Consider the following 14,585-nt stretch of genomic DNA (forward strand, 5'->3'; position numbering starts at 1 on the left):
TAACGGGGTGGAAACGCGGATCGGGACCCGGTTCGGTCCCTACGAACTGCGCTCGTTGCTGGGCAAAGGCGGGATGGGCGAGGTTTACGAGGCGTACGACACGGTGAAGGACCGGATCGTCGCGGTGAAGCTGCTTTCCCCCGATCTGGCCGCCGATCCCCGCTTCCAGGAGCGGTTCCGCCGCGAATCGCAGGCGGCGGCCCGGCTGGCCGAACCGCACGTCATCCCGATCCACGACTGGGGCGTCATCGAGGGCACGCTCTACATCGATATGCGCCTGGTGCGCGGCGAGGACCTGAAATCGGTGCTGCGCGAGCAGGGTCCGCTGCCGGCGGCCCGCGCCGTGCACATCGTGGAACAGATCGCGGCCGCGCTCGACGCGGCACATGCCGAGGGGCTGGTGCACCGCGACGTCAAACCGGCCAATATCCTGGTCACCGCAACGGATTTCGCTTACCTGGCCGATTTCGGCATCGCCCGCTCGGCCAGCGATCCGAGCGTCACCGGGACCGGTATCGCCATCGGCTCCTACAGCTATATCGCGCCGGAGCGCTTCGACGCCGGTCCGGTCACCGGCACCGCCGACGTCTACTCGCTCACCTGTGTGCTCTATGAATCGCTCACCGGTGCACAGCCTTTCCCGTCCGACGGGATGAACATGCTGATCCGGGCCCACCTTTCGCAGCCGGCACCCCGGCCGAGTCGCCGGAATCCGCGGGTGCCAACGGCTTTGGACGACGTGATCGCGCGCGGTATGGCGAAGGCGCCCGTCGGCCGGTATCCGACGGCGGGTGAGCTGGCCGCCGCGGCGCGCTCGGCGATCGACACCCCGCCCGCTGCGCCGACCGTCCGGACGCGGCCGGATGCCCCCGCTCCGCCGACGGCCAAATTCCTCGACCTCGGGGCCGCGCACCGGGCCGGATCGGTGAGTCATCCGGAACCGGCTCGGCCGCAGCGGATTTCCGGACCGCAGCCGGTGCCGCCGCGCCCCGGCCTCGATCGCACACCGCAGCCGAGCAGACCGGTGCCACGACCCGGTCAACCCGGTTACGGGCAGCCCGGCCAGCAAAGGCCGAACCAACCGGTGCGCAATGATCCGACGCCACCCGGTCCGGTGCGGCCGAGCGCGACGGAGATGAGCTGGCCCGCTATCCGAGTCGAGCCGGTGCGCGCGGAACCGCGTGCGGCGCAGGCGAATCGGCCGGGCCAGGCAGGTGATCCGAACCGGTCGGTAGCCCAGTCGAATCGTTCCGATCCGCCGGGTAATTCGGCCGTGGTGCAGCCGAATTCGCATGCCGCGCAGCAGAATGCGGCGCAGCCGAACCAGAGCGGGCCGCGGCCGAACGGTGCCGCGGCCCAGGCGAATCGACCGGAGCCATTCGGCGACGGTGCCGCGCCGCCGAATCAGACCGCCGCGCCGTCGAATTCGACCACCCGCGAGGCGACCGGTCCACAACCCTTGCGGACCGAGCGCCGAGCGCTGAAAACGCTGATCGGCCTGATCGTGATCGCCGCGCTGGTCGCGGCGGGCGTTATCGGCTGGCTGCGGCTGCGGCCCGCCCAGACGCCGACACCGCCCGCCGAGCCGACGCACGTAGTGCAATTGCCCGCGAACGCACAGCCGTGCGCGAAGTTGTTTCCGCAACCGGGCCGCTTCGCCGCCTCGGCCGTCGGCACCACGGTCACCTCGTGTCCGTTCGCCGAGGAGGTGCGCAAGGCGTTCAACGCGACCGGCGTCACCACGGGCTCCGTCACGGTCACCGCGCACAGCCCGGCCAAAGACCAGGACTACCAAATGATCTGCACGATGGGTGGCGACCTCGTCACCTGCAGCGGTGGCGAGAACGCCATCGTCTACCTCTACTGACGCCGTCCGCACCGGATGCGGGTGGGTCCGCACCCGGCGAGGATGGTCCCGAACGACTCCTGAAACGACGCAGAGCGCGACGAAAGTGTGGCCGATCATGGCAGGTGCAGCGAGCAATCCTTCCCGTTACCCGGAGTACTCGGGGGCGCGGCTCTCCGGTGCCGCGCAAGCAGGCAAGATATCGGCCATGCGCATCGGAGTCTTGACCGGAGGCGGAGACTGCCCAGGCCTGAACGCGGTGATCCGTGCCGTCGTTCGCACCGCGAACGGACGCTACGGCGATGCCGTCGTCGGCTTCCAGGACGGCTGGCGCGGCCTACTGGAGGATCGAAAGATCAATATCCTCAACGACGACCGCACCGACCGGCTGCTCAACAAGGGCGGCACCATGCTCGGCACCGCGCGCACCAACCCGGACGTGCTGCGCGCCGGACTCGGCAAGATCAAGCGGACCCTCGACGACAACGGTATCGAGGCACTCATCCCGATCGGCGGCGAAGGCACCCTCACCGCGGCGAGCTGGCTGTCCGATGAGGGTGTGCCCGTGGTCGGCGTGCCCAAGACCATCGACAACGACATCGATTGCACCGACGTCACATTCGGCCACGACACCGCGCTCACCATCGCCACCGAGGCGATCGACCGGCTGCACACCACCGCGGAATCGCATCAGCGCGTCATGCTCGTCGAGGTGATGGGCAGGCATGCGGGCTGGATCGCCATCCACTCCGGCATCGCCGCGGGCGCGCACCTGACGTTGGTGCCGGAGGTCCCGTTCGATGTCGACGAGGTGTGCCAGATGATCAAGCGGCGCTTCCAGCGCGGCGACAAGCATTTCATCTGCGTGGTCGCCGAGGGTTCGCATCCCGCGCCGGACACCGGATTCGCGCTGCGCGAGGGTGGTATCGACGAATTCGGCCACGAGCGGTTCACCGGTGTCGCGCAACAGCTCGGCGCGGAGATCGAGCGGCGCATCGGCAAGGAGGTGCGCACCACCGTGCTCGGCCATGTGCAGCGCGGCGGCAGCCCGACCCCGTACGACCGGGTGCTGGCCACCCGCTTCGGTCTGCACGCCGCTGAGGCGGTGCACGCCGGACAGTTCGGTCAGATGGTGGCGCTGCGCGGCACCGCGATCGATCTGGTTCCGCTGTCCGAGGCCACCAAACAGCTCAAACGGGTGCCGGAGGACCGGTACCGGGAGGCCGAGGCGTTCTTCGGCTGAGTCAGGGGGAACCCTGTGACCCGGTCATCCGAAGGTATGGTCTTCGGTCGCGTTCATATCGATCGACGCCGACCAGCCGTAGGGTGGACCGCATGCGCGCCGGTCGACTGATTGCGTTGGCTCTGTTCGTAATTGCCGCGATGGCGGTGGGCACCGCCTGCTCGAAGTCCGAGCCGGGTAAGTCGCCATCCGTACTCGGCGACTGGCGTGGGTCCATCCGGTTGCCGGACAAACCGCTCCAGGTCGGCGTGAGCTTTCTGGACGCGGGCAAGGCCACCATCGATATCCCCGCGCAGGGCGTAAAAGGCTTGGCGTTGAAAGACGTTGAGACACAACCGGATCGGGTGCGGTTCGCAATTCCGGAGGTGCCGGGCGATCCGAAGTTCGACGGCAAGCTGGACGGCGACAAGATCACCGGCACCTTCCATCAGGGCACGCGGGAATTCCCGCTGGAGCTCGAGCACGGCAAACTCGTGCCCCCGGCTCGTCCGCAGGAACCGAAGTCGCCGTTCCCGTACAGATCCGACGACGTCACCTACCGCAGCGGTGATCTCACCATCGCGGGCACGCTCACCGAACCGAACGGGAGCGGACCGTTCCCCGCGGTGCTGCTCGTCGTCGGCAGCGGTCCGAACAATCGCGATGAGGAAGTGGACGGGCACAAGCCCTTCCTACTGTTGGCCGATACGTTCACCCGGGCCGGTTATGCCGTACTGCGCACCGATCAGCGCGGCGTCGGCGGTACCGGCGGCAAACTCGACGACGCCAACTACAACGATCTCGCCGACGATATCCTCGCCGGGGTTCGTTTCCTGAAGTCCCGGCCCGAAATCGACGGGGCCCGAATCGGTCTGATGGGGCACAGCCAGGGCGGATACACCGCGCCGCTGGCCGCGGCGCGCCCGGACAGCGGGGTCGCGTTCGTCATCTCGATGGCGGGTCCGTCGGTGCTCGGCGGGGATGCGCTGGTCGAGCAGACCAAGCTGATCGGCGCCGCCGAGGGCACACCCGCCGATCAGATCGCTACCGAGGTGCGGTACAACACCGAACTGACCAGGCTGCTGCGCGCGGGTGATCTCGAGGGTGCGAAGGCCTACACCAAGCAGATGAATGGCGAACTGCACCACGGCCGGATACCCGATGACAAGGCGGCCGAGCAGATCACGCCCTATTTGGCGGCCCTGGTCAGCTACGACCCGGCCCCGGCACTGGAGGCGCTGCGTGTTCCGGTGCTCGCGTGCTACGGCGGCAAGGATCTCCAGGTGTCGGCCGCCCAGAACGAACAGCCGATGCGCGACCATCTGCGCGCCGATCCGGATGCGACCGTGCACACCTTCCCCGGACTCAACCATCTGATGCAGCCCACACAAACCGGGAAGCCCAGCGAGTACATCGATATCGAGACCACCATCGCGCCCGAGGTGCTGACCTACGTCACCGATTGGCTGAAGCAGCGGTTCCCGACCAAGTAGGCGGGCGCGATAGGGGAGCGCCGCTTGCATAAACTTACGGCCATGAGCGAGCGCAGCGAGCGAATCATAGACACAGCCGCCAGTGCGGTCATGGCGGAGCCGAGCGCTAGCGAGGCTCAGGCATGAGCGCACCCACGGTCGAGTTGATGGATTATGCCGACGTTATCTCCCGGTTCGAGCCGGTGCTCGGCTTGGAGGTTCACGTCGAGCTGTCCACCGCGACCAAGATGTTCTGCGGTTGCCCGACCGAATTCGGCGCGGAGCCGAATACCCAGGTGTGCCCGGTATGCCTCGGCCTGCCCGGTTCGCTGCCGGTGGTGAACCAGCAGGCGGTGGAGTCGGCGATCCGAATCGGCCTGGCGCTGAACTGTTCCATCGCACCGTGGGGCCGGTTCGCGCGCAAGAACTACTTCTACCCCGACCAGCCGAAGAACTACCAGATCAGCCAGTACGACGAGCCGATCGCCAGCAACGGCCACCTCGATGTGGTGCTCGACGACGGCAGCACCTTCCGGGTGGAGATCGAGCGCGCGCATATGGAGGAGGACACCGGTAAGTCGGTGCACGTCGGCGGCGCGACCGGCCGCATCCACGGCGCCAGCCACTCGCTGCTCGACTACAACCGGGCCGGGGTGCCGCTCATCGAGATCGTCACCAAGCCGATCACCGGCGCGGGCGAGCGCGCCCCCGAGGTGGCCCGCGCATACGTCACCGCGCTGCGTGATCTGCTGCGGGCGCTCGCCGTCTCCGACGTGAAAATGGAGCAGGGCTCGCTGCGCTGCGACGCCAACGTTTCGCTGATGCCCAAGGGCGCAACGGAATTCGGCACCCGCACGGAGACCAAGAACGTCAACTCGCTCAAGAGCGTCGAGGTCGCGGTACGGTTCGAGATGCGCCGCCAGGCCGCGGTGCTCGCCGACGGCGGCACCATCATCATGGAGACCAGGCACTTCCACGAGGCCGACGGCACCACCTCGGCGGGCCGCCTCAAGGAGTCCGCCGAGGACTACCGCTACTTCCCCGAGCCGGATCTGGAACCCGTTGCGCCGTCGGCGGATTGGGTCGAAGAGTTGCGCGGCACCATCCCGGAGTACCCGTGGCTGCGCCGCGCCCGCCTGCAGTCCGAATGGGGCTGGGCCGACGAGGTGATGCGCGATGTGGTGAACGCGGGCGCGCTGGAGTTGATCATCGCCACCGCCGACGCCGGCGCACCCGCCGACGACGCGCGCTCCTGGTGGGTCGCCTACCTGACCGAAAAGGCGAAGGAGCGTGAGGTTTCCCTGGAGGACCTGCCGATCACGCCCGCACAGGTCGCCGCGGTGATCAAGCTGGTCGAGGCCAAGACCATCAACTCGAAGGTCGCCAAGCAGGTGGTCGATCTGGTGCTGGCGGGCGAGGGTGAACCGGCCGCCATCGTCGAGGCGAAGGGTCTCGGCATGGTCAGCGACGAGGGCGCGCTGCAGGCCGAGGTGGAAAAGGCGCTGGCCGCGAATCCGGATATCGCCGAGAAGATCCGCTCCGGCAAGGTGCAGGCCGCGGGCAAGATCGTCGGCGATGTGATGAAGGCGACCCGCGGCCAGGCCGACGCCGCCCGGGTTCGCGAACTCGTGATCGCGGCCTGCAGCTGAGAATCGCTGCCCCGTAGCACGATCGGCCCCGCCGCGGCGGGGCCGATCGAACTCGGGCGACTAGTCCGGCGAGCCGCCGCCCGGCGACGGCGGCGGAATCCGGACGACTCGGTCGTCGTTCGGCCCGCCGGGGCCGGAGGTCTTGTTCGACGTTGTCACCCAGACATTTCCGTCCGGGCCGGTGGTCGCGCCGTAGAGCTGCCCGTATCGGTCCTGCACGGTGAGCGACGGCGCGGTCGTCACCGCATGCGTATTCGGATCGGCCGCGACCATCGCCACCGCTTTCGCGTTGCTGAGTGCGATAGCCACCACGTCGGCGCCCGCCGCGCAGCCGCCGACCCCGGGCCGATCCGGCCAGGTCCACGCGGTCGTCACGGTGCCGTCGGGGGCGAGGCGCTGCAGCCGGTCCTCGGTGGCGGTGCGATCGGTGATCCAGATGCCGTCCTTCGGATCGCGGCAGATATCACCCGCGACCCCGATGCCGGATACCGCGATCTCGGGCGTCGACGCGCCCGGCGCGGGCGAATTCACCCGGAGCAGCTTTCCGGCCAGCGACGAATTCGTCGACGCCGCACCGGGATTGCCCGCATCGCCGGTGAGCACCAGCAGCTGGGTCGGTGTCGCCCATTCGATCGCGCCGTGATTTCCGGTGGGGCCCTTGGGGATTCCGGTCAGGATATCCTTCGGCGGGCCGTTCTCGGCGATCCGCACCACCCGGTTGTCGGTGGCGGTGGTGATGTAGGCGTAGAGCAGGCCGTCCTCGTGGTAGGTGGGGGAGAGCACCAGGTCGTCGAGTCCGCCGTCGCCGGAGCCGTCCACATCCAGCTTGGTGATCTCCTGCGGCGGGATATTCGGATCGCTCACCTTCAGGATGCGGCCGGTGCGGCGCTCGGCGACCAGTACACCGTCGGGCACGGCGACCAGTCCGCCGAGGGTGTCGAGACAGGTTGCCATCACATTCTGGTCCGGATCCTGACACGGGCCGAGTACGCGTGAGGTGGTCGGCGGCGCCGGCTTCGTCGGGTCGAGATCGGCCGCGTGCATGGTCGGTTCCGGGGTGAACGGGCTGGACGCCGAATCATCGAACCGGGCGCATCCGGCAAGCAGGGCAGCGCCGAGCGTGAGGCTCAATGCGACGCGGCCCGCGACAACCAAACTCATGGTTGAGACGTTACGGAAATACTTCCCGACGCGCCCCCTCCGGGGTGGGGTGTTGACACGCCGTTACCGTTTACCGCCCCGTTATCGGCCCGGCGACATAGGGTATGGGCCGTGACGGACAAGCCGAATGAAACCTCCGGGGGCGCGGCGAGCGGCGGTTCGGTGCCGCCGACGCCGGACCAGCCGACGGTGACGCTTACCGGACGTGGGGTGAGCAGCCCCTTCGACAACCCGACGCAGCAGATGCCCGCGATCAGGGATGTGCCGCGCACCGACGAGGAGCTCGGTCTCGACCCGCAGGTGCCGACCGTCGGCCAGAGCCGGATCGGCGAGTCCGCGGCGCCCGAGACCGCCAGCTATCCGTACGCAAGCATCCCGCCCGCGGCCAGCCCGCCGGGCGAGACGGCCAAGCTGCGCCGGCGCAACGGCGAAAACCGCCGAGGCACCCTGGATTTCGGATTGTTCCTGCTGCGCCTCGTGGTGGGCGGCACCTTCGTCTATCACGGTCTGCAGAAGCTCACCGGCTGGTTCCACGGCCCCGGCCTCGACGGCACCCGGCACATGATGGAGCAGGGCGGCTGGGATCATCCGACGCTGGCCACCATCATGGTCACCGTCGGCGAGCTGGGCGGCGGCACGCTGCTCGCCATCGGCGTCGCGACCCCGCTCGCCGCCGGTGCGGTGCTCGCGGTGATCCTCGACGCGTGGGCATGGAAGCAGGGCATGCTGCCCGGATTCCAATACAGCTCGACGGTGCGCACCGGCGTCGAGTTGGAAAGCATTCTCGCGGGTGCCGCGGCCGCGCTCATCCTGACCGGCCCCGGCCGCTGGTCCTTCGACCGCGCCCGCGGCTGGGCCACCCGCCCGGCCTACGGTTCCTTCGTCGTATTGGTCCTCGCGATCGCCGCCGCGGTGGTCACCTGGTACTTCCTGCACGGCGGAAATCCGTTGCGGGGCGTCGGCCCCTTCAATTGACAAGTCCCACAACGATTCCCACTTCGGTTATGCTGGGTCGAGATCGGCGGCCGAAGGAGTGGGATGCGGCATACGGACGATCAGTTGGCCGCCCGATGGTGGCAGTGGGCGATGTCGATACCGAACGCCAAGAATCCCGTCTGTGACGAGAGCGGGGAGTACGCCGCCGAAGGTCAACCCGAGGACGTCTGGTTTCTCGCGGGAACCTTCGGCGGCAAGGTTTCTCGGCGGTGTGCCGTACCGCACGGACGGCCGATCTTCTTCCCGACCTTCAATATCTTCCAGCGGGTCAAGGGGTTCTCGTTATTCGGCAGCCAGGTTCCGGTGGCGCCCGCGGCGACCGGACATGCCGAGCTGAACGGCGTTTCGCTGCCGGTGCGCGAGGTGGCCAACCGGACCCCGTTCGGCATCACCGGCGCGGCGGGCGGCCCATTCGGCGTCACCGGCCGGTTCAAGGCGACGGCCTGGGGTTTGTGGTGCCGCCTCGACGACCTTTCGCGCGGCGACTACGTTCTCACCTTCGGCGGTGAGTACGAACCCGGCGGCTTCTGGGTCGAGGCGGCGTATCAGTTGGAAATCGTCTGAAGGACGAAAGCGGCCCGCATATCGAATATGCGGGCCGCCAACGATTTACGGCACTCGCCGGACCGCGCCCTTATCGGCCGAGGTGGCGAGCGCGGCGTAGGCGCGCAGGGCCGTGGTGACCGGACGGTCGCGATGTGCGGGCTGCCAAGGACGTTCGGACGCTTCCATTTTCGAGCGACGCTCGGCAAGCACCTCGTCGGGGACCAGCAGTTCGAGCGCGCGGGTGTGCACGTCGATGCGGATCTGGTCGCCGTCCTCGATCAGGCCGATGGTGCCCGCGCTCGCGGCCTCGGGCGAGATGTGACCGATCGAAAGTCCGGACGTGCCACCGGAGAAGCGGCCGTCGGTGATCAGCGCGCACTGCTTGCCGAGCCCGGCGCCCTTCAGGAATGCGGTGGGGTGCAGCATTTCCTGCATACCCGGCCCGCCCGACGGCCCCTCGTAGCGAACCACGATCACATCGCCCGGCTTGATCTTCTTGTTGAGGATGACCGAAACCGCTTCCTCCTGCGATTCGACCACGACGGCCGGACCCTGGAAGGTGAACAGATCCTCGTCGATACCAGCGGTTTTGAGGATCGCGCCGTCGGGGGCGATATTGCCGCGCAGCACGCAGAGCCCGCCCTCGACGGTGTACGCGTGCGCGATATCGCGGATGCAGCCCTTTTCGGCGTCGGTGTCCAGCGACGACCACCGGTTCTCGGTGGAGAACGGTTCGGTGGTGCGCACCCCGCCCGGCGCGGCGTGGAAGAGCTCGATGGCCTCCTCGGATGCCTTGCCGGAGCGGATATCCCAGGTGTCGAGCCATTCGTCGAGGCCGCGGGTGTGCACGGTGGTCACGTCGGTCTCGAGCAGTCCGCCGCGGCGCAGCTCGCCCAGGATCGCCGGGATGCCGCCGGCCCGGTGCACATCCTCCATGTGGTAGTCGGAGTTCGGCGAAACCTTGGACAGGCACGGCACTTTCCGCGAGATCTCATCGATCGTGCCCAGATCGAAGTCGATCTCGCCCTCCTGCGCGGCGGCCAGCGTGTGCAGCACCGTGTTGGTCGACCCGCCCATCGCGACATCCAGCGCCATCGCATTGCGGAAAGCCTTGGCATTGGCCACATTTCGCGGCAGCACCGAGGCGTCGTCCGCGCGGTACCAGCGGTTGGCGATATCGACGACCACCGTGCCCGCCCGCTCGAACAGCGCCCGGCGCGCGGCGTGGGTGGCCAGCGTGGATCCGTTGCCCGGCAACGCGAGTCCGAGCGCCTCGGTGAGGCAGTTCATCGAGTTGGCGGTGAACATGCCGGAACACGAACCGCAGGTCGGGCACGCGCTGCGCTCCACCTCGGACAGACCGTCCTCGGAGACGGCCTGATTCGCGCTCGCGGCGATCGCGGTGATCAGATCGGTCGGCGCCTGCGCGACCCCGCCGACGACGACCGCCTTGCCCGCCTCCATCGGCCCGCCGGAGACGAAAACCGTCGGAATGTTCAGTCGCAGTGCGGCATTCAGCATGCCGGGGGTGATCTTGTCGCAGTTCGAGATGCACACCAGCGCATCGGCGGTGTGCGCGTTCACCATGTATTCCACCGAGTCGGCGATGATTTCGCGCGAGGGCAGCGAGTACAGCATGCCGCCGTGGCCCATGGCGATACCGTCGTCGACGGCGATGGTGTGGAATTCGCGCGGCACCCCGCCCGCGGTGCGTACAGCGTCCGCGACGATCTCACCGACGTTCTTCAGATGGACGTGCCCGGGCACGAACTGGGTGTAGGAGTTCGCGATGGCGACGATCGGCTTGCCGAAGTCGGAATCGGTCATTCCGGTGGCGCGCCAGAGGGCGCGCGCGCCCGCGGCATTGCGGCCGATGGTGGTGGTTCGGGAACGAAGCGGTGGCATGGTGTCCTCGTGGTCGCGGGGGCTGATGTGCGACGGCGCCGAGTTTGCTCGGCGGCCTCTCCACGGTACTCGCGGGGAGGGTCGGCCTATTCGCCGGTGGCGACGGCTGTTGGCGGTCGCTCGGCCGGTGCTCGGCGCTGATATCGGTGTCGCCGCAGGGTGTCGTCGGCGCGAACGGTGTCATCGGTTGTGTCGCTTCCGGCACCGCTTGATGCGAACCAGCCTAGCGCCGCCGCATCCGGCGGAGCCAGTGAGTATCCGCATACCCACCGGGGGAATACGCCCCCCGATCGGCTTGCTGTCTGGGCGAGTTCCCGTCAGTCCTTGTCCGAGGCGGGCGAATCCTTTTCCGGGACGGTCGAGTCCTGGTCCGAGGCGGCGTTCGCGTCCGGCTCGGCTGCCGTCGACTCCGTCTGCTCAGCCGCGGCCTTCTGCGCCTCGGCAGCCGCCGCGAACAGGTCCGGGATCCGCCCGTTGGACGCGGCGATCAGATCGCGCAGCCGGTCGTAGCTCACCGCGGGCAGCTTCACCTCGGAGCCGTCGGTCAGATGCGCCCGCACGAACCCGCGCTTGGGAATGCTGACGCCCTTCAGCTCCGCCCAGTCCACATGCCGGGATTTGAAGACCGTGCGCAGTTCCAGTCCGGACTCCGAGATCACCGTCCGCGTCCTGGCCACCCAGACCACCGCGGCCGCCGGGATCAACAGCAGCCACCACAGCCCGACGGGCCAGCCGACGAAAAAGAAGAATACGCAGAACAGCAGGACCAGCACGCCTAGGTAGGCCAGCTGCGGAATCCGGATGATCCGTGGTTCGGACGCCCGACCCGTATCCGGTCCCGAGTCGGCGGTGTGGGACGATTCAACCGGTGGCACGGACTGATGCGGTGATGACACACCACCATCCTCGCATCCTGGTGCAGGCTCACATACAGCCGCCGCAGTCCCACATAATGGGATGTCATGGGTCATCTGTTTGACTCCGAGGTTCACGCCCGCTTAACGTCGTCCGCGTGAATCGAAACGAGCTTCTCGTAATCGGCCGGCGCGTCCAGCGTTGAGCCTGACAGTCTGAGTCGAATACGTCAGCTCGCGTTGCGACGCGCCACCCTCGAACAGCTATGCGCTGGTCGGGGGTTTTTTGTTGTTCGGAGTAATGTCCGGCACATGGCGAGTCGCAAGACACCGCATGTCACGCACAAATCCGGGGTCAGAACGACAAGCAGTAAGGAACGAAGACGGTGAGCGCACCAACCGCCCGGCCCGGGCCATCGGCCCGCAGGCCAGCGCCCTCGGCGAATCAGCAGCCCGCTGCCGCCGGCCAGCCCGCTGCGACGAATACCGCCAACCGCCGCCAGGTCCCGCCCGAGCGGGTCACCGGCGCGCAGTCGGTGATTCGTTCGCTCGAGGAACTCGGCGTCGATACGGTCTTCGGCATTCCGGGCGGCGCGATTCTTCCGGTCTACGACCCGCTCTTCGACTCGACGAAGGTCCGCCACGTGCTGGTCCGGCACGAGCAGGGTGCCGGTCACGCGGCCACCGGCTATGCGCAGGCCACCGGCAAGGTCGGCGTCTGCATGGCCACCTCCGGTCCCGGCGCGACCAACCTGGTCACCCCGATCGCCGACGCTCAGATGGATTCGGTGCCGATCGTCGCGATCACCGGACAGGTCGGCCGCGGGCTGATCGGCACGGACGCCTTCCAGGAGGCGGATATCTCCGGCATCACCATGCCGATCACCAAGCACAACTTCCTCATCACCGAGGGCGTCGACATCCCGCGCATCCTGGCCGAGGCGTTCTACCTGGCCGCGTCCGGCCGTCCCGGCGCGGTGCTCGTCGACATCCCGAAGGATGTGCTGCAGGCGCAGACCACCTTCACCTGGCCGCCGGAGCTGCGGCTGCCCGGCTACCGTCCGGTCACCAAGCCGCACGGTAAGCAGGTGCGCGAGGCGGCCAGGATGATCCTGGAGGCGAAGGCGCCCGTGCTGTACGTCGGCGGCGGCGTCATCAAGGCCGACGCCTCGAAGGAACTGCTGGAGCTGGCCGAGCTGACCGGCATCCCGGTGGTCACCACGCTGATGGCGCGCGGCGCGTTCCCGGACAGCCACCGGCTGAACATGGGTATGCCCGGTATGCACGGCACCGTGGGAGCCGTTGCGGCACTGCAGAAGTCGGATCTGCTGATCACCCTCGGCGCGCGTTTCGACGACCGGGTCACCGGTCAGCTGGATTCATTCGCCCCCGCCGCCAAGGTGATTCACGCCGATATCGATCCGGCGGAGATCGGAAAGAACCGGCACGCCGATGTGCCGATCGTCGGCGACTGCCGCGAGGTGATCGCCGAACTCATCGAGACGCTGAAGGCCGATCCGGCCACCGGAAACGCTCCGCTGCTGGAACTTTCGGAATGGTGGACGTACCTGGACGGCATCCGCAAGCAGTACCCGCTCGGCTGGACGCCGCCGAAAGATGGTTCGCTCTCACCGGAATTCGTGATCGAAGCGCTCGGCCGCCTCGCCGGACCCGACGCCATCTACTGTGCGGGCGTCGGTCAGCACCAGATGTGGGCCGCGCAGTTCATCAAATACGAAAAGCCGCGCACCTGGCTGAATTCCGGCGGTCTCGGCACCATGGGCTACGCCGTTCCGGCCGCCATGGGCGCCAAGATGGGCGCGCCCGACAAAGAGGTGTGGGCGGTCGACGGTGACGGCTGCTTCCAGATGACCAACCAGGAGTTGGCCACCTGCGCCGTCGAGGGCGTGCCGATCAAGGTCGCGTTGATCAACAACGGCAACCTCGGCATGGTCCGGCAGTGGCAGACCCTCTTCTATCAGGAGCGCTACTCCAACACCGATCTCGGCACGCATACGCTGCGCATCCCCGACTTCGTCAAACTCGCGGAAGCCCTTGGCTGCCATGGCATCCGGGTCGAGCGCGAGGAGGATGTCGAGGCCGCGATCCGCGAGGCGCAGTCCATCGACGACCGGCCGGTGGTGATCGATTTCATCGTCGGCAAGGACGCCCAGGTGTGGCCGATGGTCGCCGCGGGCACCAGCAACGACGAGATCATGGCCGCCCGCGGCATCCGCCCGCTGTTCGACGAGGACGAGCAGGCCGCCGAACCCGCGGTGATCCACGAGGCGATGTTGCACGAGAAGAGCAAGGGGAGCGAAGCATGAGCACCACCCACACGCTGAGTGTGCTTGTCGAGGACAAGCCGGGCGTGCTGGCCCGGGTGGCGAGCCTGTTCTCCCGGCGCGGCTTCAATATCGAATCGCTGGCCGTCGGCGGCACCGAGATCCCGGACATCTCGCGGATGACCATCGTCGTCACCGTCGAGGATCTGCCGCTGGAGCAGGTCACCAAACAGCTCAACAAGCTGGTGAACGTCATCAAGATCGTCGAACAGGATGCGGACAGCTCGGTGGCCCGCGAACTCATCCTGGTCAAGGTGCGCGCCGACGCCAGCGTGCGGACCCAGGTGATCGAGGCGGTTACGCTCTTCCGGGCGAAGGTGATCGACGTCTCACCGGACGCGCTCACCGTCGAGGCGACCGGAACCCGGTCCAAGCTGGACGCGCTGCTGCGGATGCTGGAGCCGTACGGGATCCGGGAGATCGTGCAGTCGGGTGTGGTCGCGGTCGGTCGCGGGCCGAAGTCGATTACCGCGACTCGCTAGTTGTACCCGGTCCGGTGAGCGGACCGGCGACGAATCGAATTGTGTTGGCCCGCAATGATCGTGGGCCTACAGACCTAAAAAGAAGGAAAGAAGGGACCTACCAAGTG

General features: G+C 67.7%; 11 protein-coding genes. 8 read left to right on the forward strand and 3 right to left on the reverse strand.

Annotated elements, in window-relative coordinates; genetic code table 11:
- The first annotated feature begins 7 nt into the window (after positions 1 to 7).
- From LGY53_RS27890 to gatB, 4 genes are all read left to right on the forward strand, one after another.
- Complete coding sequence (locus tag LGY53_RS27890; protein WP_225729682.1) at positions 8 to 1,867, forward strand: serine/threonine-protein kinase; 1,860 nt, start codon at positions 8 to 10, stop codon at positions 1,865 to 1,867.
- Positions 1,868 to 2,054: 187 nt separating this feature from the next.
- A complete protein-coding gene (locus LGY53_RS27895; protein ID WP_167477102.1) occupies positions 2,055 to 3,089 on the forward strand; it encodes an ATP-dependent 6-phosphofructokinase in 1,035 nt (344 codons plus the stop codon).
- Positions 3,090 to 3,181: 92 nt separating this feature from the next.
- Positions 3,182 to 4,561: a S9 family peptidase gene (locus LGY53_RS27900; protein ID WP_225729683.1), complete on the forward strand. Its 1,380-nt coding sequence runs from the start codon at positions 3,182 to 3,184 to the stop codon at positions 4,559 to 4,561.
- Positions 4,562 to 4,683: 122 nt separating this feature from the next.
- A complete protein-coding gene (gene gatB / locus LGY53_RS27905; protein ID WP_225729684.1) occupies positions 4,684 to 6,189 on the forward strand; it encodes an Asp-tRNA(Asn)/Glu-tRNA(Gln) amidotransferase subunit GatB in 1,506 nt (501 codons plus the stop codon).
- A 60-nt stretch (positions 6,190 to 6,249) separates the two neighbouring features.
- Here the strand turns inward: gatB and LGY53_RS27910 are convergent, their stop codons facing one another.
- On the reverse strand, positions 6,250 to 7,350 hold the full coding sequence (locus LGY53_RS27910; protein ID WP_225729685.1) for a PQQ-dependent sugar dehydrogenase: 1,101 nt from the start codon (positions 7,348 to 7,350) through the stop codon (positions 6,250 to 6,252).
- 111 nt (positions 7,351 to 7,461) lie between these two features.
- Between LGY53_RS27910 and LGY53_RS27915 the strand changes: the two genes are divergently transcribed.
- Together LGY53_RS27915 and LGY53_RS27920 are read left to right on the forward strand one after the other, a co-directional pair.
- Entirely contained in the window at positions 7,462 to 8,325 is an 864-nt protein-coding gene (locus tag LGY53_RS27915) for a DoxX family protein (protein WP_225729686.1), read from the forward strand.
- A 63-nt stretch (positions 8,326 to 8,388) separates the two neighbouring features.
- Positions 8,389 to 8,910 (forward strand): hypothetical protein, encoded by a 522-nt coding sequence (locus LGY53_RS27920; protein ID WP_225729687.1) that lies wholly within the window; start codon positions 8,389 to 8,391, stop codon positions 8,908 to 8,910.
- Between the two features lie 45 nt (positions 8,911 to 8,955).
- On the opposite strand, the gene ilvD is transcribed toward LGY53_RS27920, so the two are convergent.
- Together ilvD and LGY53_RS27930 are read right to left on the reverse strand one after the other, a co-directional pair.
- The gene (gene ilvD / locus LGY53_RS27925) at positions 8,956 to 10,797 is read right to left on the reverse strand and encodes a dihydroxy-acid dehydratase (RefSeq protein WP_225729688.1); all 1,842 of its coding nucleotides are present in this window, start codon (positions 10,795 to 10,797) and stop codon (positions 8,956 to 8,958) included.
- A gap of 317 nt (positions 10,798 to 11,114) precedes the next feature.
- Positions 11,115 to 11,672 (reverse strand): PH domain-containing protein, encoded by a 558-nt coding sequence (locus LGY53_RS27930; RefSeq protein ID WP_225729689.1) that lies wholly within the window; start codon positions 11,670 to 11,672, stop codon positions 11,115 to 11,117.
- A 365-nt stretch (positions 11,673 to 12,037) separates the two neighbouring features.
- Here LGY53_RS27930 and LGY53_RS27935 point away from each other — a divergent pair, with 365 nt between their 5' ends.
- Both LGY53_RS27935 and ilvN read left to right on the forward strand, forming a co-directional pair.
- Positions 12,038 to 13,978 (forward strand): acetolactate synthase large subunit, encoded by a 1,941-nt coding sequence (locus LGY53_RS27935; protein ID WP_225729690.1) that lies wholly within the window; start codon positions 12,038 to 12,040, stop codon positions 13,976 to 13,978.
- Positions 13,975 to 14,478: an acetolactate synthase small subunit gene (gene ilvN / locus LGY53_RS27940; RefSeq protein WP_167477094.1), complete on the forward strand. Its 504-nt coding sequence runs from the start codon at positions 13,975 to 13,977 to the stop codon at positions 14,476 to 14,478. The genes LGY53_RS27935 and ilvN overlap by 4 nt, the downstream gene beginning before the upstream one ends.
- Positions 14,479 to 14,585: the final 107 nt, after the last annotated feature.

The sequence above is a fragment of the Nocardia sp. JCM 34519.1 genome, from assembly GCF_020361265.1.
GTDB lineage: Bacteria > Actinomycetota > Actinomycetes > Mycobacteriales > Mycobacteriaceae > Nocardia > Nocardia arthritidis_A.